Here is a 21,870-nt window from a genome sequence, read left to right as displayed (position 1 = left end):
TGGCTGTTTAGGCTTCAAAAGCGCGATCTATCTTATCCACAATAAATGCTTTGTGGATTTCAGAGGCGTTGTCACCTCGACTATTGTCCGCCATATCTTTAATACGCTTTAATTCATGAGTGGCAACAGCTTGCATTATATTGTCATAGCTACTTGCTTTTTCTAAACCAGCAGCTGCAATTAAGCGTTCCACATATTCCACTTGCAGATTTTGACGATAGCTATTAACGCTACCTTTAATATCTGAGCTGAAAATGCCATTGGTTAAATCCTGCATCACTTCATTTAAAGGATATTCGTTGCCGAAAGTGGCTGTATCGGTAATGCGTTTTGCAACATTTGGATGCATTAAGTGATCAAGCACTGAGCGTTGAACATTTAACAACATATCATGCACACGCGGAGATTCATCACGTCCCCAACCACTAAAGCCACGACGTTGGCGTTGTAAATAAGCGTAAAGGTTTTCCATCTCCTCAACTGCATCCGGGGCAAATAACTGTTTGCTTAGTAATTGCATAGCGCGTTTCTGATCTTTCTTTGGTACAGGTGTTAAAGGCTGTGTATAACCTTCTTGACCAACAAAAGCACGATTTAAATAAACGCCACCTATATAGCGACTTACAACGCTAGCTTGACGGGCAAATTCATTGAAAATTACATTGGTCCCTACCACCAAATCATTGTGTGAGCGACCATCTACCAATAATTTATCTTTTAACTTGCCTGCTACGTCTTCAACCAGTTCTATCCTATCGCTTGCATACTCGATAGCATCACTGGACATATCAAAAATATTGATTCTTGGATCTACATGACGTCCAGGGGCTCTCATGTCGTCTGCATCGTTACCAAAGGCTAATTCAGGTTCAGCAGAACGGGATAAAATTGCATTTAGACGTGCCTCTTCAGCTTCAGGGTCTTCTAAAGCCACTGAATAACCATATTCAATTACCCAATCATCATAAGGTCCTGGTTTTTCAGTGTAAAAATCACCTTGCTCCATGCCTACAGGCGCATAGTTAACCGCAGGGTAATCCATTACTGAACCAGCCAAAATACCATTAGTTACCTCTATATCATGGGCTTCTTTAGGGCCATGCAGTTGGGTAGCCATCATATTATGATTCAAACCGAGTGTGTGGCCTATTTCATGTAGAATTAAATAATGCATGGATTGACGTAACAAACGATCTTTTTCAATATCGCCTATACCTTGTGACAGACCAGCATAATTACCAAACAATTGGCCCATTTGTAGCTCATGACCAAGGGAACAATAATTTACTTGCTCAGCAGTCAAACCTGACTGAGGAAGGTGTTTTCCGAGCGGGTTAGCGCCATCGGTAAACATTTCACCCGCTATCCAACGGCCTTGTAAGAATGTGTATTCGAGCATTACATCTGCTGCGAGAATTTGTCCCGTGAGTGGGTGAGCAACACTTGGTCCATAACCACCAAACGGAGGTTGTGGTGAAGACGTCCAGCGTAGAACATTGTATCGAACATCATCAGCAGACCAATCAGCGTCGTCAGGCTGCACTTTTACCTGAATTGCGTTACTAAATCCTGCTTTTTCAAAAGATGAGTTCCAAGCTAAAGCAGCTTCGGTAATTGTGTCTCGCCATTCCACTGGCGTGGTGTTTTCAATCCACCAAACAATAGGTTCAACTGGATCAGAAATGGCTGCATTTGGATCTTTCTTTTCTAGGTGCCAGCGATTAATAACATCACGGAAATTTACGGTTTGGTCGGTTGTAAGGTCATCAAATTGTTGAGTGAAATAACCAACACGAGGATCGTCCTTACGGGCCTGGAAGTTATTTTCTGGTACTTTCACAAAAGCATGCTGAATGCTAAGGGTAGTATAACGTTGGTCCGCAATTTCACTGCCCCCAAACACTTTTGGAGTAGAGTTTTCATAAACGTAATCTACAACTATGTGCGTATTTTCAGGGAAATTGTTGATGTCAGTAATACGTGACTTGTCGGCTGAGAATTTGCCTGGATCAAAACGATTTTTATCAATTTCAGGATTGCCTGAAGGCATCGGAGATACTCTATGCAAGTCTTCGTTTTTTACTAAGCTTTGCAATGAAAAGGCTATTTTACCTTCTTCATCATGTTTGATTTCGGTGGAAACTAGAATCGCTTCACTGGTATTAGCATCGGCGGCGCGGCTAATTGCACTTTCTGGATCAAAGTAAAATCTTGGAGTAGTAGAAACCACATCAATTCTGTTAAAACGGCGTCTAAACTCAATCAGTTTAGTTTCACGGTATTGACCTCTGAAAGTACCTGCGGCGACTACACCGTCTGTAGCACTGGCAATATAAAGAAATGGCTTATTTAAATCTGATTCTTCAATCACTATAAGCCCAGCGCCATCTTTGTTATCGCGGTAGATGTCGAGAAAGCCTTCAAAGGCTTCTTGTTTCTCCAAAATTTCAGATAAAGTGGGGTCTTTATCCTCTTCTTCTTTTTTTGCTTCTTCTTCTGCCCAGACACTGGCCTGAAAACTGACCAAAGTAGCTGCAAGCAACAACTTGCTTAAGCTGTTTTTCATGGATGCTTCCTTTTATTTTATTAGCGTAAAATGGATTACATTGTTACTACGGAATATTCTGTCAATATCCATACTACTACTATCAAAAAAAAGTTTGCATCTTAAGTTTCAGAGAAAATGTTTCAGAATGTTACGGCTTTATTCTACGACCATTTGGAGATCTACGAATTCTTTGTATTCGGGGTTAGTTTGATATAAATCTTTATGTACACCAGAAGCAATTATTTTGCCTTTGTCCATTACATAAATTTTATCAGCATTGGCTACGGTCGACAGTCTATGTGCAATAATTAAGGTGGTTTTTTCCTTCATTAATGAGTCTAGGGCCTGTTTGATAACTTTTTCACTTTTAGCGTCGAGGGCGCTTGTGGCTTCATCCAGAAGTAAAATTGGGCGGTTGGCGGCTATGGCTCTGGCGATTGCTATTCGTTGTTTTTGGCCGCCTGAGAGCTTAACCCCTCGTTCACCCAATTGGCTATCGTATTGAAGGGGTAATTCTTGAATAAAATCATCTGCAAAAGCAAGCTTAGCTGCGTTGATAATATCTTCTCGATCTAAGGTTGGATCACCAAAGCTTATATTTTCGGCGACACTTCCAGCAAAAATTACGGGGTCTTGTGATACAAAGGCAAATTGGCTTCTAAGATCGTGCAGGCTATAATCAGAATGAGGTTTCCCATTTAGTTTTATTTGTCCTTGGCTAATATCATAAAACCTTAAGATTAAATCAAATAGGGTTGATTTACCGGCGCCACTTGGTCCTACAAAAGCGACCTTTTGCCCATAATTAATTTCACAGCTTAATTGACGAATAACGTTTTCTTCTTCGTAGGCAAAACTAATATTTTCCAGCGCTAATATGGGGTCAGATATGCTTTCTAGTGTTTTGTTCCCAGAACTTTTAATATGTGATTCTTGAGATAAAAGCTGAATAATTCTTTCGCTTGCTCCTGCTGCTTTTTGTATTTCTCCAATGACTTCACTGATGGTGGCTATTCCGCCGCCTGCCATAACAGCATAAAACATAAAGGCGATTAATTGACCGCTGGATATTTCGTCAGCCAAAACGGCTCGCATACCTATCCAAGCGACAAATACGATAGCGCACATACTGACTATCATAACTGTGGTGATAAGCAATGCTCGGTACTTAATTCGACCACTGGCACTTTGCATAACTAAATTAACTTGATCTGCAAATCTGGTTTTAGCTTGTGATTGAGCGTTAAACGCTTGCACAGTTTTTATTTCATGTAAATTTTCGTCTACCAAACTGCCCATTTCAGCCACTTTATCTTGGCTGTCTTTACTAAATTCTCTTACTTTAGGTCCAATAATTTTAACCGGAATTAAAATTAGCGGAATTGCTAGGAACACATACAAGGTAAGCATTGGGCTAGTAAATAACATTAATACCAGAGCGCCAATAAAGGTTACAGCCGATCGCAAGGCCATAGAGATGCCAGTTCCAACGACAGATTGCAGTAAGGTGGTGTCACTGGTAAAGCGAGATATAATTTCTCCAGTCCTTTCTTGTTCGTAAAAACTGGGAGACAAGGTGATTAGATGATTAAACAAAGATTTGCGAATGTCAGCAGATACTCTTTCACCTAACCAAACCATGTAATAAAAACGTACGAAAGTGGCGAAGCTCCCTATGATGACAATGACCAACACCGCAATAAATGCTTGATTAATAACATTTAAGTCATTATTTGCGAAACCATTGTCGACCACATATTTGATGCCTTGACCTAATACCAACCAGGTTGAAGCACTGATTCCCAAGGCAATCACTGCAAATAGAACTTGTCGTTTGTAAGGTGAAAGAAAACCGGCTAACCAGCGTACAACAGATACGTCTTTTTGTGGTTCACTCAACGCTTAATCCTTGGCTTGTGATGAAAGTTGAATGCTCATTTAAATGTTTTCCAGTCAATGTCTGTGGAAAGTAATAATTCCCTTAAGGACAAGGCTCTGGGAATTGCTTTACCTTTTGGGGTCCAGCGGTGGCCTCCACAAGCTGCCACCATTACAGGTTTACCAGGTTTGAGCAACTTGTATTTGGTTTGCTTAGGAATAATGTCGAAGTATTCACCGGTTTTGGAAAACCAGCCAAATTGATTTAAATGAATGCGATCAGACGCGATTCTATCAATACTGTCTAATTCAATATGTTCTTCACCGAGATGCTCTACATAAACTGCAACCACTTGGCCGTAGCGCGCATGTTCAGAAAACCAACGCAAGACTTTATCTGTGTCCTGAGTGGCAATAGGGCATTTTCCTGCTTGCTTCGCCTGCCATGTGCCGTTGTGAACATCGACATCCATAGGGGAGTTACCGTCCAATAGATGCATAGCTGCGTTTTTTATGTGGAAGGTTAATCCTTTGAGCTTACGTTTCAATAAACGGGGGTCTGAAATATTACTGTTGGCGAGACGGATCAGTTCTCTTTCATACAAGGCATTACTCAATTCGGCAAAATTAGGATATTTAGCCGTTAGATTGAAAATACTGGTTTGTTCAAGTAATTCAGGAGACACAGGTTAGATAGTAGTTATTTTTATTCGGCGGAAATCATATCACAAAAAAATCGCACTGATAATAATGGCACAGAAAAATGGAGCCGTAGTTCATAAATAATGGAGCAGAAAAAATGGAGCCGTAGTTCATAAATAATGGAGCCGTAGTTCATTATCACCTTAAACCTAGTATAAATAACTTACATCTGGTTGGTGGGTGATAATGAACTACGGCTCCATTATTTATGAACTACGGCTCCATTATTAAACTACGGCGCCACTGTTGCGTTATTGTTATTACTGACCTTTTATTTCAGAACGGCCTTTGTATGGTGCTTTTTCGCCTAGCTCGCCTTCAATTCTTAATAATTGATTGTACTTGGCTACACGGTCAGAACGACATAGAGAGCCTGTTTTGATTTGACCTGCAGCTGTTCCAACGGCTAAATCAGCAATGGTTGCATCTTCTGTTTCACCACTGCGATGTGAAATAACAGCAGTAAAACCAGCGTCTTTCGCCATCTTAATAGCATTTAAGGTTTCAGTAAGAGATCCGATTTGGTTGAATTTGATCAAAATCGAATTACCTACACCGTTATCGATACCACGCTTCAAAATCTTGGTATTAGTCACGAATAAATCATCGCCCACTAATTGGATTTTGTTACCTAGTTTTTCAGTCAGATATGCCCAACCATCCCAATCGCTTTCGTCTAAACCATCTTCAATTGAAACAATAGGATATTGATTGGTTAGTTCTGCAAGATAATCACTGAAGCCGTTTGAGTCGAAAGATTTGTCTTCGCCGCTTAATACGTATTGACCGTCTTTATAGAACTCAGAAGATGCACAATCCAGCGCTAGGGTTACGTCATCATTCATTTTGTAACCGGCGTTTTCAACAGCTTCAACGATTACCGCAAGTGCTTCTGCATTTGAACTGAGGTTAGGTGCAAAACCACCTTCGTCACCTACTGCTGTATTTAAGCCTTTTGCAGATAATACTTTTTTCAACGAATGGAATATTTCTGCACCCATTCTTAAGGCTTCATGGAAGTTTTTCGCGCCTACTGGCTGTACCATAAATTCTTGGATATCGACATTATTATCCGCGTGTTCGCCACCGTTGATAATGTTCATCATAGGTACAGGCATGGAATATTGACCTGAAGTGCCGTTTAAGTCAGCAATATGCGCATACAGGGGTTTTCCAGCGCTAATAGCTTGGGCTTTAGCGACTGCTAATGAAACTGCCAATATTGCGTTTGCACCTAATACTTCTTTATTTTCTGTGCCGTCTAAATCGATCATGATTTGGTCGATTTCAGCTTGTTCGTTTGCGTCCTTACCTTCAATTGCGCTGGCAATTTTATCATTAATTGCAGCAACCGCTTTAAGAACACCTTTACCAAGATAGCGACTTTTATCTCCGTCTCTTAACTCTAATGCTTCGCGTGACCCGGTTGAAGCACCAGAGGGAGCTGCCGCTCTTCCCATAGCGCCACATTCTAAGTAAACATCAGCTTCTACTGTTGGGTTACCACGTGAATCTAGAATTTCTCTTCCTACAACTTGGCGAATCTTAGCCATTAATAAGTCCTCTTGTTTAATGCTTAATGCGATTTAATGATGCTTCTTTCTGTACTCGTTGGCGGCGGCAATAAACCCTTTAAATAAAGGATGGCCATCTCTTGGGGTTGAATTAAATTCTGGGTGAAATTGACCCGCAATAAACCAAGGATGATCTTCTAATTCAATTACTTCTACCAAACGCTTGTCTGTCGATAAGCCGCTTATTTTAAGTCCTGCATCTTCTACTTGTTGGCGTAGATTATTGTTTACTTCGTATCTATGGCGATGACGTTCGTAAATTTCGGTGGAGCCATACATATTGGCAACTTTTGTATCTTTGATCAAATGGCAAAGTTGACTACCAAGTCTCATAGTACCACCTAAATCATCTGAAACATCTCTGATCTCTGTAGAGCCCGTTGAATCTAACCACTCTGTTATTAGGCCTACAACAGGGAAGGGGGTTTCTGGATTAAATTCGGTACTATTTGCGTTATCCATGCCGGCAACATTTCGTGCAAATTCGATGTAGGCAACCTGCATACCCAAACAAATACCTAAATAGGGCACATCGTTTTCTCTGGCATATTTAGCGGCAGCAATTTTGCCTTCAATTCCGCGTTCACCAAATCCTCCAGGCACCAGTATGGCATCTAAATCTTTTAATAAAGTAACGCCCTTGCTTTCGATATCTTGCGAGTCAATATAATGAATGTTAACGGTTAGTCTATTTTTAAGACCCGCATGTTTTAATGCTTCGTTTACAGATTTATATGCGTCCGGCAACTCAACATATTTACCCACCATACCCACATTAACTTCACCTACTGGGTTGGACTCCGCATACAATACTTGTTCCCATTCGCTTAAATCAGCTTCTGGACAATCTAAGCCGAAGCGATCAACCACTAGTTGATCCATACCTTGAGCTTTCAACGCTGCTGGGATCTTGTAGATACTATCTGCGTCTCGTAATGAAATTACAGCCTTTTCATTTACGTTAGTAAACAAGGCAATTTTAGATCTTTCATTGGAAGGTAGCGGGCATTCTGAACGACAGACTAAAATGTCAGGTTGAATACCTACTGATCTCAGTTCTTTTACTGAATGCTGCGTTGGTTTTGTCTTGACTTCCCCCGACGCTGCCAAAAATGGTACAAGGGTTAGGTGCATGAACATAGTTCTCTCACGACCTATTTCGGTGCCTAATTGTCTAATTGCTTCAATAAATGGCTGTGATTCAATGTCACCAACAGTGCCACCGATTTCGACGATGGCAATTTCGTTACCTTCTGCGCCAGCAATGACTCGACGTTTAATTTCATTGGTGATGTGCGGAATAACCTGAATAGTTGCCCCTAGGTAATCGCCACGTCGTTCTCTGCGCAGTACTTCTTCATACACAGCACCTGTGGTGAAGTTGTTGCGCTGGGTCATGCGGGTACGAATAAAACGTTCGTAATGGCCTAAATCTAAATCCGTTTCTGCACCATCGTCTGTTACAAAGACTTCGCCGTGTTGAATAGGGCTCATAGTACCGGGATCTACATTAATGTAGGGGTCCAATTTGAGCATAGTTACCTTGAGGCCGCGGGCTTCAAGAATAGCTGCCAATGAGGCTGCAGCAATACCTTTTCCAAGTGATGAAACAACACCACCAGTGACGAAGATATAGTTTGTCATGTTAGGCCTAAAGTTTCCGAATTTTATTGTGAAAGCATAAATTTGAAGAACGAAATTTATACAAATTTAAAGCACAAGAATGCACTCATTCGATGGGCCGATAGTATAACGTTTTTTGTTTAGTTTAGTAAATTATAATTATTGTTTATTGCGTAATTGTTCTCGCCACTGGTATAGCAATGCTTGAGATTCTCTCGGGCTAAGTTCATCTAGATCTACTTGCGAAAGTTTTTGTTCTAGCCAATGCGGCGCTTCGATTTCAATCTGCATTTGCTGCGGCGCATCGACTTGCTCTAACGGGTGATTTTGTTGCTGCGGCGTCGCTGTTTCAAGCAATGCAAGTTTAGCTTTGGCAATGGTTAAAACATGATTTGGAACACCGGCGAGTTTAGCCACTTGAAGACCATAACTTTTATTAGCAGCACCTTGTTGCACTTGATGCATAAACTTAATGTCGTCATTATGTTCAATGGCATTTAAATGTACATTGCTGATATTTGAATATTTCTCAGTAAGCGAAGTAAGCTCAAAGTAATGGGTCGCAAATAAGGTAAAACAGTTAATTTTTTCAGCTAAGTAAGTTGCGCAGGCCCAAGCCAATGATAGTCCATCATAGGTGCTAGTTCCCCGACCAATTTCGTCCATTAGCACTAAACTATTGGCAGTAGCATTATTTAAGATATTGGCAGTATCTGTCATTTCTACCATAAAGGTAGAACGGCCTGACGCTAGATCATCCGATGCACCTATACGTGTAAAAATTCTATCGATAGGTCCGATACGCGCAGCTTCTGCCGGAACACAGCTACCCAAATATGTTAGCAACACAATTAAAGCAGTTTGACGCATATAAGTGGATTTTCCCCCCATGTTAGGGCCAGTTATCATTAGCATCTTGGTGCTGTCATTAATCAACAGAGGATTGGCAATGAAAGGCGACTCCATCACTTCTTCAACTACTGGGTGTCTACCTGCTGAATATTCAATAAGGTTTTCTTCAACAAGTTGTGGCCTAACCCAAGCTAGACTATCGGCTCGTTCTGCAAAATTTGCCATGACGTCTAGTTTTGCCAGATAATGCGCTGACTGCATCAGCGCTTTAAGGTGAGGAATAAATTGATCAAAAAGCTCGTCATACAAGCGTTTTTCTAGAGCCAAAGCACGACTTTGACTGTTTAATACTTTATCTTCATGCTCTTTAAGCTCAGGAATAATGTACCTTTCATTATTCTTTAATGTTTGGCGGCGTATATAGTCCGCAGGCACAAGTTCGCTGTTAGCTCGACTTACTTCAATATAAAAGCCATGTACTTTGTTATAATTTACTTTAAGGGTACTGATACCGGTGCGAATGCGTTCTCGATTTTCTAGTTGAGTTAAGAAATCAGTTGCACCTTGGGCAAGATCTCTAAGTTCATCTAGTTCAGTACTATATTCTGCTTTTATTACCCCGCCGTCTCGAATAACTACTGGCGGGTTTTCTGCAATTGCGCGCTCGAGTAATTCCGACAGTTCAGGATATTGCGTTATATGTTGAATATAGGATGATAGAGATTGACTAGCATTTTCATCTTCAGTATTTTGTATAACCTCTAACACAGAAAGAATATCTGGCAACACAGCCAACGCACTGCTAAGTCTCGAGAAGTCTCTTGGTCTGGCACTTCTAAGGGCAATGCGCGATAGCACGCGTTCCATATCTCCAACTTGTTTTAAAAGTTGTCGTAACTCATTGAAATCAGCGTTTTGAATAGCCTGCACTGATGTTTGACGTGACTTTATTTCTTCTGGCTCTCTCTCAGGCGCATGCATCATGCGTTGCAATAAACGTGATCCCATGGGGGTAACAGTTTTATCCAGCACACTGAGTAAGGTGTTTTCTAGTCCGCCAGATAAATTTCGTGTTAATTCTAAATTTTTCTGAGTTGCGGCATCCATTTGTAAACTGTGTTGAGGATTATCTTGGATTAGTTTATTGACATGTACCAGTTGAGTGCGCTGTGTTTCATTTACATATAATAATAAACAACCCGCACAACCAATTGACAACAAACTTTCATCAACGCCAAATCCGTCAAGGGTATTTGTTCCAAACTGTTGATTTAGCTTGTTGACGGCCGTTTGTTGGTCAAATTCCCATACCGGTCGTCGTCTGGAGCCTTTTAACACAGTCACTAATTGTGGAAACTGAAAATCTTCTGGATAGAGAATTTCTGCCACGTTAATTTTGGATAAATTGGCTAACAGGGCTTCTTCGCTGTGGCAATCAATGACGGTAAAACGTCCGCTGGCTAAATCTAAACTTGCACAGCCAAAACTCCCCTTATATTCATTAACAGCGACCAAAACGGCTTCTTTCTTTTCTTCTAACAAGGCCTCGTCGGTGATAGTGCCGGGCGTTACTATACGCACAACCTTGCGCTCTACTGGCCCTTTACTAGTGGCTGGATCTCCAATTTGCTCACAAATAGCAACGGATTCGCCCATTTTTACCAGTTTAGCGAGATAATTTTCAGCAGCATGATAGGGGACACCTGCCATAGGAATGGGTTCGCCGCCAGATTTTCCCCGAGCCGTTAGGGAAATATTCAATAATTCAGCGGCTTTTTTTGCATCAGAATAAAATAATTCATAAAAATCACCCATACGATAAAACAGCAAAATGTCAGGGTGTTCAGCTTTAATCTTTAAATATTGCGCCATCATAGGCGTGTGTTTTGTCGCAGTGTCAGGCATTGATTTTTATTATTCTTCTGTATTAATGGCGTTTAAATTTTGTGTGATCTAATGTACTTGCTTTATTATATTCTAAAGTAAAAATGCAGTGATGATAACAATGCTAAACAATCAACTAGAAAAAAAATTGCAGTTGTCTGAAGACTTGGGCCGACGTTTGATAGAAAAAAATGCTTTCGTCACTACCATAGAAAGCTGCACGGGTGGTGGTTTAGCCTACGCCATTACTGAAGTTCCTGGGTCAAGTGCTTATATTAAGCAAAGTTGGGTGACTTATTCCAATGAGGCTAAAATGTCACTGGTCGGGGTAAAAGCCAAGACCTTAGATCGTTATGGTGCGGTGTCCAAAGATACAGTAGTTGAAATGGCTAATGGTGGTTTATTGCGCTCAGCTGCCGACTATGCTGTTGCTATTAGTGGTATTGCAGGACCAACAGGCGGAAGCGCTCACAAGCCAGTAGGGTTAGTTTGGTTTGCTATAGCAACTAAATCTACCACAGTCAGTTTTAATCGTAAGTTCAGTGGCGATCGCCATTTAGTGCGCGAGCAAGCCATAGTGTTAGCCATTGAAAAACTGATCGATTGTATAGTTCAAGAACCGAATTAAACCTGTGATAATAAGGTTATTGTATATAGGTGTTAGGCTTTTTCGTGCTTAAATTAGGGCTCAGAAAAATTTAATTTACATGTAAATTCATACAGTTATTAAAAAATTCAAAAAAAGTCATTGAAACTGTATGGCTATACAGTATACTTCCGATATAAATGATTAGATGCTTAGTCGTTTGAATATAATTAAATGGTAATTTTTACCTGTAGTGTTATTGATAAAACACTCAAATTACGCAAGGATAAAATTGTGAAAGATAATAAAAATCAAGCTCTTAATGCGGCGCTAAGTCAAATTGAAAAGCAATTTGGTAAAGGTTCTATTATGCGTCTGGGTGATAATCAGGCGATGGATATAGAGTCAATATCAACAGGTAGCTTAAGTATTGATATTGCATTAGGAATCGGTGGTTTACCTTGCGGTCGAGTGGTTGAAATATATGGACCTGAATCCTCGGGTAAAACTACCTTGACTCTTCAGGTGATCGCCGAAGCTCAGAAAAAAGGGAAAACCTGTGCTTTCGTGGATGCGGAGCATGCATTAGACCCAGTTTATGCTGAGAAGTTAGGCGTAAACATCGAAGATTTACTGGTATCTCAGCCTGACACAGGTGAACAAGCACTTGAAATTTGTGACATGTTAGTCAGGTCTGGTGCTGTAGATGTTGTAATCGTTGACTCAGTAGCAGCACTTACACCTAAAGCAGAAATTGAAGGTGACATGGGAGATTCTCATGTTGGTCTACAAGCGAGATTAATGTCCCAAGCATTACGTAAGTTAACGGCAAACATTAAGCGTTCGAACACTTTATGTATTTTCATTAACCAAATTCGTATGAAAATTGGTGTTATGTTTGGTAACCCTGAGACTACAACGGGTGGTAATGCTCTTAAATTCTATTCCTCTGTTCGTTTGGATATTCGCCGTATAGGTGCAATTAAAGAAGGTGACGAGGTAGTTGGCAACGAAACTCGGGTTAAAGTCGTAAAAAATAAAGTTGCGCCTCCGTTTAAACAAGCTGAATTCCAAATTATGTATGGTTCTGGCATAAGTAAGGAAGCTGAGTTAATTGATCTCGGTGTAAGCCAGAAGTATGTTGAAAAAGCAGGTGCTTGGTACAGTTATAATGGCAACCGAATTGGTCAGGGTAAAGCCAATGTTGTGAAATATCTTAAAGAAAACCCTGAAATTGCCAACGAATTGGAAGGCAGAATTAGAGAAGCGTTATTGATGCCTAAAAAGCCAGCTGAAAAATCAGATACTGAAGTTTTAGCAGAATCAGAGTAATCACAAGTTTCATTGAAAGTTGTTAGCGCACACTTTCCCAACACTTAGCCCGCTTCACGCGGGCTTTTTTTCAATTCAAATTTAATCAGTAGCGAAAGGCCGTAATTGGCAATATTGATGAAGCTAGACGTTGAAATCGACCTTGTTATGCAGGTTACGCCAATTCTCGGGAAACTTACCTTGTAGTAAATAACTAAACGCGATCAATTCAGCTATAACTAGATAAAGAGCTTCAGGAATTTCTTGACCTAGATCCAGCTGTGACAATACCTGCATAAGCTCCTCGTCTTCATGAACCAAAATACCATGAGCTTGAGCGATGGCTAGTATTTCATCAGCAATTTGACCTTCGCCTTTTGCGATGACTTTTGGGCTAGATTTTGCTCCATCGTATTTCAAACCCACTGCTTTGGACTTATGTAATGAATGTTTGTCGTAGGTATCCATTATCGATCTCTTAAGCAAAGGCGTTCATAGTGCTTAGATGAGTTTGCATAATACTTGGAGGTATTTTCGCAGTGTAACAATTAGCGTTATTTATCTGCAATCCAAGTGATTCAAGCCGTTTGCTAAGCAATGGTAAAAATTTTTGAGCTTTTCGGGTTAATTGTTCTGAACTAGCATAGAGTGATAATTCTATCTTGTTTTTGATTACTTTGGTTTTGGCTAAAATTTCACCTTGCTTGCCTATATCCAATTTCATATCAAGCAGCCAGTGTGTTTGTAACCTTTGATTAGAGCTTTCTTCTTTACTTTGTTCTCGACGAATTTTTATTTCTAAATCTTTGTTTTCTGGAGAGATCAAATTAGGCAGAGTAAAGTACAAACTATCTTGACCTTGCAGACTATTCTCTGCGCTACGTAATGCGTTAAATTGTCGTTGATTAATGCTATTTGAAATCGCTCGGAAAAAGGTTGCTGATCCATCTAATTTTTCCAAGTCATGAGCAGCTTTAGTGACCGATTGAGGGGAAGCTTTGTCGTTATTTTTGCTTAACTTGGAAGACAACATATTAGCCAATTGAAAATATCCCTCTGATTGAGGTGATATTTTCCCTAACAAACGAATAGTTAATAAACTCACAAGTCCGTCTATGGCTGAATTTTGTGATTGGTTCATTAGTGCTTTCATGCTTAATAGTTGCGGCGAAAGGGCACTAGACAGCGTTTGCTGAAGAAGTTGTCGACTATTGTGTTCTTGTTCAGTTGTTTGATAGTCAAACTCGCTAAAGACCTCTGACTGGTTCATCAGGTTTTCAACTATTTTTCTAATTCCTTGCTCGGTTATTTGAGAACCCGCTGGGGGCGAGCTTTGCTCCTGTTTTCCTACAGGCATGATTTCAGTAGTCAGTTTTTGATTTTTTGCCATTAGCAATTGAGAGACTAGATCAGAGGATTCTTTTGGTAATTTTGCCAAGATTTGTGCAATGCCAGGATAAATACTAGTTGAATTTCCTCGTTCAGAGGGTAATAAACTTAGATTTTGGGTGATTTGTTTTTGAAACTTGTCGATTAACAAGGATACACCCCCATTCCCTAGTTTATCTAAGAGCGACGTCTTATAGGTTGATTTATTTATACTCTCAGTGTTTTGTGAAGAATTGGGCTCAGGAGGTATACTATACTGCTTTGACGTACCCTCATTTTTGCGAGGCGTAGAATCGGCTGAGCTATTAGCATCCCCTGTGCCATGTAAACTCTCAACAGGAGTCATAACGGTAACAGGACGAGGGACCAAGGTTAGATGAACGGTTTTGCCGTTTGGCGCAGCATACTTGGCAACCGCGAGTAGATTGTCCGTTTTTTGGGTAATATCTAGCGTTTGAATCTGTTTTGGTAAAACTTGCTCTAAAAGAGCCTTGTTGGGCTTTATTATAAGTATATCTGGGCTCGTCACCTGATTACTTGGATTAAATAAATTATCTTTAAGTAAATGATTTAGATTTACTTGGTTGGCGTTTGTCAGTTTTTGATTCAGGGTTTTTAGTTCATTAAAAGCTAACGGGCTAGCATCTATTTTTAACTGGCTAATAACTACATTGTTTGATTGTGTAGGATTAACGGCAAGTTTCATTTGTACCACTTGTTCAGGCTTTATATTCTGCAGCTTGGACAGGTTCACTGGCAAAGTTACTGGGAGCGTTCTCCCATTGTCATGCATCTCTACTTGAATATTATTTATGCCAACTTTATTGACGAGTCCTTGAATACTTACTTGCACGTTATTTAACGCGGAACTAGCCAGTTTAAGCAGTGTTTGCGCTAACTGTTTTTGTTCTAAAGGACTTTTAATTATTTTATCGAGAATTGGATAAGTCACAATTTTTGATATGTCATGAGGTGAAATATTAGGCCATTGTGAAGCTAATTCTCTCATTACTTGAGGAGGGATTGCTTGATTTTGCTTCAGTGACGCATTTTGCAATAGCCCAGAAGTTGAAACGACTAATTTTGCCAGCTCCCCTTTCACGCCTGTCAATACCAAGCGATCGCCTTTATTTAATTGACCATCAGCAATCAACTGTTCAACCGGTATCTGTAATTTTTGTTTACTAGAATCTACCTGTAAGGTTACTTTTCCCTGACCTACATTAAGAATTGTAAGCGACAACGTCATGGATTCTTTTGCCGCGTGGTGTGCATGTTCACTGACCACAAGCTTTTGGCCGCCTTGAATCGCATCTTGCAAGGCGTTTAGAGGGCTGACATGTGATATGGAATTTTGATTCATTCTCTGTTATCGGCATTCTTTAAAAAAATACAAGTTTCACTCGTCGAGGTAGTGAATAAATCATAGACGCGAATTTCATCTTGACATTAATCAATGAATAATTGTTTTGATTGACATTTTTTCTGTTTGAACTTGGCGTTGTCCATGTTGTTTGTGCTATTATTTCGCGGTTTTTTAAATAGCGGATTTAACTTGAAAATTCTTGAATTAAGCGGTGTTAGTTGTGAAAAACAAGACCGTGAATTATTTCACAATATAAACTTGACTCTGACCGGCGGTGAATTGCTTTTTTTGAAAGGTGAAAACGGAGCAGGTAAAACCAGTTTAATTAGGATTATCACAGGGTTATCAAGGCCAACCTCCGGAGATGTATTAATCCAACAAGAAAACATTCACAAATACCCAGATGCGGCAAAAAAACTGGTGTACTGTGGACATAAATTAGGCTTAAACGCCAATCTTTCAGCGCTAGAAAACTTAGGGTTTTGGTGTCAATTACATGGCAAACCTGTAGACAATGCTGAGCTGCAAATTGTATTGGAAAACCTCGGATTAGAAGGGTTAGAAGATTTGCCCGTCAAACATCTTTCTGCAGGACAGCAAAGAAGAGCATCCTTGGCCAAATTATGGCTATCAACCAATGCATCTTTATGGGTTTTAGATGAACCTTTTACGGCATTGGACGTTAATACTGTGAAGTTGTTATGTCATCAAGTTGACTCATTTGTAAACGCCGGCGGAGCAGTTGTCATGACCTCGCACCAACAAGTAGAACTCACTTGTAAAACATCTGAATTTTATCTGGAGTATCATTGGTGATCAGACGTTTAGTCGCAGTATCTAATAGAGAGTTTTCTCTAGCATTTAGACAAGCTTCTGAATTGATGCAGCCATTGATGTTTTTTATTATTGTGATAAGCCTTTTCCCTTTGGCAGTGGGGCCAGGTCCGGATATTTTGCAACGCATATCCGCCGGCGTTGTTTGGGTGGCTGCAATTTTGTCATTGCTGATGGGATTGGAACGCCTGTTCAGGGACGATTTTATCGACGGTAGCATGGAGCAATACATGTTAACCGATCTTCCTTTATATCTAATTGTCTTGATCAAAGTATTGACTCATTGGCTAATTTCCATGATTCCATTGTTGTTGTTGAGTCCAATGCTCGCGTTATTTTTGAATATGACCTTTGAAATGTATTGGGTATTAATCTTAACCCTATTATTAGGTACACCTACAATTAGTTTAATTGGAGCAATAGGTGTTGCATTGACGGTCAGTCTGCAACGCAGTGGCGTTTTGTTGCCCTTGTTGTTATTACCACTTTTTATTCCGTTACTTATTTTTGCCACTTCAGCAGTAGATTCAGTTTCTCTGCAATTACCTTATTCATTTCAACTTGGTATTATGGGCGCAATATTACTGTTTAGTATTGCATTAGCGCCTTGGGCAATCGCATATTCATTAAGGGTGAGTCAGCATTGAACTTTGTTAAATGGTTAAATCAATTTGCAAAACCAGAGCGTACCTATGGACTTTGCAATCAGCTGTTACCTTGGTTTTTTACCTTGGCGGTAATTGTTTTGCCAGTGGGAATTATCTGGGGATTAGGTTTCGCACCTACTGATTACCAACAAAACGAAGTGTACAGAATTATCTATATCCATGTACCTACGGCCTCGTTGTCTATGACAACTTATGTTGCTATGGCAGTAGCCGGTTTTGTAGCGCTTGTTTGGCAATGGCGCACAGCCTTGACGGTCATTATCGCTATAGCACCAGTGGGAGCAGTAATCACGCTTATTTCCCTGTTCACTGGCGCCATTTGGGGAAAACCTACTTGGGGTACTTACTGGATATGGGATGCAAGATTAACCTCTCAGTTGATATTGCTTTTTTTATATATGGGTGTTTTGGCCCTTTACGTATCCTTTGAAGACAAGTTGCAAGGTGGGAAAGCAGCGGCTGTGATGTCAATTGTTGGGGTTATCAACATACCTATCATTAAATATTCAGTAGAATGGTGGAATACGCTGCATCAAACTGCAACCATTAGTAAACTAGACAAACCTTCTATGCCAAATGAAATGCTTTTCCCCTTACTCGTTTGCATTGTAGGAATGGCGGGTTTTATTGGTTGTTGTGTGCTAATGCGATTACGTAATGAATTAATCAAGCGTGAAGCTCACCGCCCTTGGATTGGTGAATTAATGAATGACTCCCAACATCAACTACACAGACTCCCAAATAAAGGTTTGTTAGGGATATTATCTGCAATATTTGTGATTTGGGCTGGTTATATGATGGTGAATCAAGGTTTCCAATTCTCCAGCATCTCTTCTTTTTGGGATATGGCAGGCAGGGGTTATTTTGTTTGGCTATCTTTTGCGCTTAGTTTTTTATGTATGATGCTGTTGTTAAGCCATACCTTGTTTATGAACAAAATGGTTAAAATTCAAGTCAAACAGCAGCAGGCAAGAGCGGAACGTATTTTGGCAGCAAGGGCCAAGCGAAATCAAAAGAATTCAGAGGTTATTAGTAATGAATCCAAGGCGTAAACAGCGACTTTTAGCTGTATCAGGGGCATTGACACTTATTGCAGTAGCTGTGGGCGTTATGCTTTATAGCTTTTCAAATAACATTGATGTGTTTTATACACCTTCAGAAATTCACAACGGCAAAGACCAAACTGGGGTAAAACCTCAAATAGGTCAGCGAATTCGAATTGGTGGCTTAGTGGTACCAGGAAGTGTTTCTCGTGATCAAGATACTTTATCAGTAAAATTTGATTTGGTAGATACAGGCCCAACAATAACGGTCGAATATCAAGGAATATTGCCAGACTTGTTTCGTGAAGGCCAAGGGATAATAGCCACAGGCACTTTACAATCTCCCACCATGATAAGTGCACAAGAGGTGTTAGCGAAACATGACGAGGAGTATATGCCGCCAGATCTCGCTGAAAAGTTGGAAAAAATGGATCATCTAAAAACAAAGTCGGGAGCTTACTAAATGATTGGTGAACTAGGCACTGTCACATTAGTATTAGCGCTGATTTTATCTATTTTGTTGGCAATTTATCCACTTTGGGGCGCTCAGACCAATAACTCTGGCCTGATGGCGCTCGGTAGACCTATTGCAACTGGATTATTCTTATTCACCTTAGCAGCATATGCAGCGCTTACTTATGGATTTATTACGGACGACTTTTCCTTGAGTGTAGTGGCGCAAAATTCCAATAGTCAGTTGCCTATTTATTATAAAGTGACAGCTGTTTGGGGCAATCACGAAGGATCCTTCTTACTCTGGGTGCTTATATTTTCAATTTGGACGCTCGCGGTTGCCTTGTTCTCTAAAGGCATACCTGAAGCTATGTTAGCGCGAGTTTTAGCTGTTCTAGGCATGGTAAGTATTTCATTTTATTTGTTTATGTTAATTACCTCGAATCCATTTGAAAGTATGCTGCCATTCTTTCCTGTAGACGGTAGAGATCTGAATCCGCTTTTACAAGATTTTGGCATGATTATACATCCCCCAATGTTATACATGGGATACGTAGGTTTTTCAGTTGCCTTCGCTTTTGCCATAGCAGCTCTACTTGGCGGTCAATTAGATTCAACGTGGGCACGGTGGTCTCGCCCATGGACCATAGCGGCTTGGAGCTTTTTAACCCTTGGAATGGCTTTAGGTAGTTGGTGGGCATATTATGAATTAGGCTGGGGAGGCTGGTGGTTCTGGGATCCTGTAGAGAACGCTTCTTTTATGCCTTGGTTAGTAGGTACGGCATTGATGCATTCTTTAGCGGTAACTGAAAAACGTAAAGTGTTTAAATCCTGGACAGTGTTACTGGCAATCGCAGCGTTTTCGTTGAGTTTGTTGGGCACATTTTTAGTCAGATCTGGTGTCTTGGTTTCTGTGCATTCATTCGCGTCAGATCCTTCTAGAGGTTTGTTTATTCTTGGATTGTTAATTGTCGTAATTGGTGGTTCCTTATTACTGTATGCAATACGTGCTTCTCAATTAAAATCCGTAGGAAGATATGAGATTTTTTCCCGTGAAATGATGCTAATGGGTAACAATGTTTTGCTTTGCGCCGCGACTATAGTGGTTCTAATAGGTACCTTGTTTCCTCTTATTCACAAACAAATTGGATTAGGGAGCATCTCCGTTGGTGCACCATTCTTTAATCAAATGTTTACCTTATTGGTGGTGCCATTTGTGTTCTTTTTAGGGGTAGGTCCCCTTACTCGTTGGAAACGCCAGAAACCTAGAGATTTACGTAACCAAATGATCCTGGCCTTTGTGCTAGCCATGTGTGGTGGATTGGCGGTTAATTTTAGTTACGACCAACAGTCTTATTTAGGATTTTTGGGGATGGCAATGAGCTTTTGGGTTTTGGTCACAACTATAATGGAAGTAAGACAACGAGTAAGCGCCCAAACGGATGAAGAAAGTACCCTTGCTTCACTGAAAAAGCTCACTCCAAGCCACTGGGGAATGGTGTTGGGCCATGTGGGATTCGCGGTTTCCCTGATTGGTATCACTTTAGTAAGCAATTACGAATTAGAACGAGATTTAAAAGTTGATCCGGGTGATAAGGTCACCATAGCGGATTATGAAATCCATTTTTCTGGTGTAAAAGCAATTCAAGGCCCTAATTATGATGCTGATAGAGGCATATTTGATGTCTATAAAAATGGACAATTCGTCGATCATTTAGAGCCTGAAAAACGCTTATATAGGGTGCAGCAGATGCCCATGACCGAGGCTGGTATTCATACAACGCTGACCCGTGATTTATTCATTGCTATGGGGGAACCTCTAGATAATGGTGCTTGGGCGATTCGCTTATACTACAAGCCTTTTGTCGTGTGGATCTGGGGCGGAGCCTTTATTATGAGTATCGGCGGTGTTTTATCTATGTCTGATAAACGTTATCGCATTAAGAAAATGGCAAAATTTAAACAAACCTTTGCTAAAACAGAGAAAGTGGCGCCAGCATCGGAGATGGACGTAAAACCTCAGGAGTCTGCGCAATGAAAAAGCTAGCATGGTTTTTAGTGCCTTTGGTTTTGTTTCTTATGTTGTCGGTTTTTTTGTTTCTAGGCTTATTCTCTGATCCGACACAAAGAGAATCGGCGATGCTTGAAAATAAGTTTCCTGATTTTCAACTGCCTGATTTGATGCAAGAAAATATAATTTACGACAATAGTGTGTTTCAAGGACAGATGACACTGGTGAATGTATGGGGTGTTTGGTGCGTTACCTGCGCTATTGAATTGCCTTATCTGACAGAATTAAGTCAGCAAGGGTATCGCTTTGTTGGCCTGTATTATGATCAGGATTTAGATCCTGATTTTGGAACGAAAACCGTGAATAGAGTGCGCACTGAGGTAACAGAGACCTTGGGAAGATTTGGCAACCCTTTCGAATTTAATATCTTTGATGTGTATAGAGATACCAGTTTAGATCTTGGGGTAACTGGCGCGCCCGAGACCTTCTTGGTGGATCATAAAGGCGTTATTCGTGTACACCATTTAGGCGATATTAACCCAAGGGTTTGGCGAAATAAATTTATGCCTGAAATCGAAAAAATTAACGTTGAAAGAGGAATTTCTGATACTCAAAAAGGACTTGAGCAATGAATAAGCGCTTATTTTTATGTTTCGGCATCTTACTGGTATTAACCTTTAATGTTCAAGTGCTAGCCCAAGAAGAGACTGTAGTTACAAATGAGCAAGAGGCGCTACGCACTGTGCCTAAAGATTATGCTGAAAATTATGCATTTGACGATCCTGAAAAACGCAAAAGCTTCCTTGAATTAACTAAAAATTTAAGATGTCCCAAGTGTCAAAATCAAAATATTGCCGATTCAAATGCAATGATTGCCCATGATATGCGTAGAAAAGTGTATCAAATGCTTAAAGATGGAAAAAGTGAAGAGCAAGTTATAGCCTTCATGAAAGGGCGGTATAATGATTTTGTGTATTACAAACCACCCGTGAATGCATTCACCATTTGGCTTTGGGTACTTCCCGTACTTTTTGTTGTACTCATGTTAGGTATATTTTTAATGCGTCGAAAAACCGTTGACGATGAAAATTCTGACGAAAAAATTGCCCAGGCTGAAGCATTACTCAAAGACGAATAAGCAGAACGGC

The 21,870-nt window shown here is 40.3% G+C and carries 17 protein-coding genes and 1 pseudogene; 10 read left to right on the top strand and 8 right to left on the bottom strand.

Features of this window, described 5'->3' with window-relative positions:
* Positions 1-7: 7 nt before the first annotated feature.
* From ACNKW3_RS05210 to mutS, 6 genes are all read right to left on the bottom strand, one after another.
* A complete protein-coding gene (locus ACNKW3_RS05210) occupies positions 8-2,566 on the bottom strand; it encodes a zinc-dependent metalloprotease (RefSeq protein ID WP_427398218.1) in 2,559 nt (852 codons plus the stop codon).
* Positions 2,567-2,704: 138 nt separating this feature from the next.
* A complete protein-coding gene (locus tag ACNKW3_RS05205) occupies positions 2,705-4,447 on the bottom strand; it encodes an ABC transporter transmembrane domain-containing protein (protein ID WP_427398217.1) in 1,743 nt (580 codons plus the stop codon).
* Between the two features lie 35 nt (positions 4,448-4,482).
* Positions 4,483-5,112 carry a hypothetical protein gene (locus ACNKW3_RS05200; protein WP_427398216.1) on the bottom strand — a complete coding sequence of 210 codons (630 nt, stop codon included), beginning with the start codon at positions 5,110-5,112 and terminating at the stop codon, positions 4,483-4,485.
* A 276-nt stretch (positions 5,113-5,388) separates the two neighbouring features.
* A complete protein-coding gene (eno, locus tag ACNKW3_RS05195; protein ID WP_427398215.1) occupies positions 5,389-6,681 on the bottom strand; it encodes a phosphopyruvate hydratase in 1,293 nt (430 codons plus the stop codon).
* Between the two features lie 33 nt (positions 6,682-6,714).
* Positions 6,715-8,346, bottom strand: a complete 1,632-nt coding sequence (locus tag ACNKW3_RS05190) for a CTP synthase (protein WP_427398214.1) — start codon at positions 8,344-8,346, stop codon at positions 6,715-6,717.
* Between the two features lie 138 nt (positions 8,347-8,484).
* Positions 8,485-11,082 carry a DNA mismatch repair protein MutS gene (gene mutS / locus ACNKW3_RS05185; protein WP_427398213.1) on the bottom strand — a complete coding sequence of 866 codons (2,598 nt, stop codon included), beginning with the start codon at positions 11,080-11,082 and terminating at the stop codon, positions 8,485-8,487.
* Between the two features lie 100 nt (positions 11,083-11,182).
* On the opposite strand from mutS, the gene ACNKW3_RS05180 reads away from it, so the two are divergent.
* Entirely contained in the window at positions 11,183-11,689 is a 507-nt protein-coding gene (locus ACNKW3_RS05180) for a CinA family protein (protein ID WP_427398212.1), read from the top strand.
* Positions 11,690-11,941: 252 nt separating this feature from the next.
* A complete protein-coding gene (recA, locus tag ACNKW3_RS05175; protein ID WP_427398211.1) occupies positions 11,942-12,979 on the top strand; it encodes a recombinase RecA in 1,038 nt (345 codons plus the stop codon).
* 123 nt (positions 12,980-13,102) lie between these two features.
* Here recA and ACNKW3_RS05170 read toward each other — a convergent pair whose 3' ends face one another.
* Both ACNKW3_RS05170 and ACNKW3_RS05165 read right to left on the bottom strand, forming a co-directional pair.
* A complete protein-coding gene (locus ACNKW3_RS05170; protein ID WP_427398210.1) occupies positions 13,103-13,426 on the bottom strand; it encodes an EscU/YscU/HrcU family type III secretion system export apparatus switch protein in 324 nt (107 codons plus the stop codon).
* A 10-nt stretch (positions 13,427-13,436) separates the two neighbouring features.
* Positions 13,437-15,710: a hypothetical protein gene (locus ACNKW3_RS05165; protein WP_427398209.1), complete on the bottom strand. Its 2,274-nt coding sequence runs from the start codon at positions 15,708-15,710 to the stop codon at positions 13,437-13,439.
* 192 nt (positions 15,711-15,902) lie between these two features.
* On the opposite strand from ACNKW3_RS05165, the gene ccmA reads away from it, so the two are divergent.
* From ccmA to ACNKW3_RS05125, 8 genes and pseudogenes are all read left to right on the top strand, one after another.
* Positions 15,903-16,529, top strand: coding sequence for a cytochrome c biogenesis heme-transporting ATPase CcmA (gene ccmA / locus ACNKW3_RS05160; protein WP_427398208.1), 627 nt, complete (start codon positions 15,903-15,905; stop codon positions 16,527-16,529).
* Positions 16,529-17,194: a heme exporter protein CcmB gene (ccmB, locus tag ACNKW3_RS05155; RefSeq protein ID WP_427398591.1), complete on the top strand. Its 666-nt coding sequence runs from the start codon at positions 16,529-16,531 to the stop codon at positions 17,192-17,194. Before ccmA ends, ccmB begins: the two co-directional genes overlap by 1 nt.
* Positions 17,191-17,940, top strand: a pseudogene (locus ACNKW3_RS05150) (heme ABC transporter permease); the annotation flags it as partial. The gene ccmB and the pseudogene ACNKW3_RS05150, both read left to right, overlap by 4 nt.
* Positions 17,920-18,267, top strand: coding sequence for a heme exporter protein CcmD (gene ccmD / locus ACNKW3_RS05145; RefSeq protein ID WP_427398590.1), 348 nt, complete (start codon positions 17,920-17,922; stop codon positions 18,265-18,267). The pseudogene ACNKW3_RS05150 and the gene ccmD, both read left to right, overlap by 21 nt.
* Positions 18,251-18,721 carry a cytochrome c maturation protein CcmE gene (ccmE, locus tag ACNKW3_RS05140; protein WP_427398207.1) on the top strand — a complete coding sequence of 157 codons (471 nt, stop codon included), beginning with the start codon at positions 18,251-18,253 and terminating at the stop codon, positions 18,719-18,721. The genes ccmD and ccmE overlap by 17 nt, the downstream gene beginning before the upstream one ends.
* Positions 18,722-20,749, top strand: a complete 2,028-nt coding sequence (locus ACNKW3_RS05135; protein WP_427398206.1) for a heme lyase CcmF/NrfE family subunit — start codon at positions 18,722-18,724, stop codon at positions 20,747-20,749.
* A complete protein-coding gene (locus ACNKW3_RS05130; RefSeq protein WP_427398205.1) occupies positions 20,746-21,354 on the top strand; it encodes a DsbE family thiol:disulfide interchange protein in 609 nt (202 codons plus the stop codon). Before ACNKW3_RS05135 ends, ACNKW3_RS05130 begins: the two co-directional genes overlap by 4 nt.
* On the top strand, positions 21,351-21,860 hold the full coding sequence (locus ACNKW3_RS05125; RefSeq protein WP_427398204.1) for a cytochrome c-type biogenesis protein: 510 nt from the start codon (positions 21,351-21,353) through the stop codon (positions 21,858-21,860). The genes ACNKW3_RS05130 and ACNKW3_RS05125 overlap by 4 nt, the downstream gene beginning before the upstream one ends.
* Positions 21,861-21,870 lie beyond the last annotated feature (10 nt).

Source organism: Glaciecola sp. 1036, from assembly GCF_050306235.1.
Taxonomy (GTDB): Bacteria; Pseudomonadota; Gammaproteobacteria; order Enterobacterales; family Alteromonadaceae; genus Glaciecola.
This window is presented reverse-complemented; position numbering and strand designations above follow the sequence as displayed.

What these genes read in the sequence shown, in the direction of transcription:
- ACNKW3_RS05210 (WP_427398218.1), bottom strand. Translation starts at nt 2,566, where the DNA reads ATGAAAAACAGCTTAAGCAAGTTGTTGCTTGCAGCTACTTTGGTCAGT.
- eno (WP_427398215.1), bottom strand. Translation starts at nt 6,681, where the DNA reads ATGGCTAAGATTCGCCAAGTTGTAGGAAGAGAAATTCTAGATTCACGT.
- ACNKW3_RS05190 (WP_427398214.1), bottom strand. Translation starts at nt 8,346, where the DNA reads ATGACAAACTATATCTTCGTCACTGGTGGTGTTGTTTCATCACTTGGA.
- mutS (WP_427398213.1), bottom strand. Translation starts at nt 11,082, where the DNA reads ATGCCTGACACTGCGACAAAACACACGCCTATGATGGCGCAATATTTA.
- ACNKW3_RS05180 (WP_427398212.1), top strand. Translation starts at nt 11,183, where the DNA reads ATGCTAAACAATCAACTAGAAAAAAAATTGCAGTTGTCTGAAGACTTG.
- ACNKW3_RS05170 (WP_427398210.1), bottom strand. Translation starts at nt 13,426, where the DNA reads ATGGATACCTACGACAAACATTCATTACATAAGTCCAAAGCAGTGGGT.
- ACNKW3_RS05165 (WP_427398209.1), bottom strand. Translation starts at nt 15,710, where the DNA reads ATGAATCAAAATTCCATATCACATGTCAGCCCTCTAAACGCCTTGCAA.
- ccmD (WP_427398590.1), top strand. Translation starts at nt 17,920, where the DNA reads ATGAATGACTCCCAACATCAACTACACAGACTCCCAAATAAAGGTTTG.
- ccmE (WP_427398207.1), top strand. Translation starts at nt 18,251, where the DNA reads ATGAATCCAAGGCGTAAACAGCGACTTTTAGCTGTATCAGGGGCATTG.
- ACNKW3_RS05135 (WP_427398206.1), top strand. Translation starts at nt 18,722, where the DNA reads ATGATTGGTGAACTAGGCACTGTCACATTAGTATTAGCGCTGATTTTA.
- ACNKW3_RS05130 (WP_427398205.1), top strand. Translation starts at nt 20,746, where the DNA reads ATGAAAAAGCTAGCATGGTTTTTAGTGCCTTTGGTTTTGTTTCTTATG.
- ACNKW3_RS05125 (WP_427398204.1), top strand. Translation starts at nt 21,351, where the DNA reads ATGAATAAGCGCTTATTTTTATGTTTCGGCATCTTACTGGTATTAACC.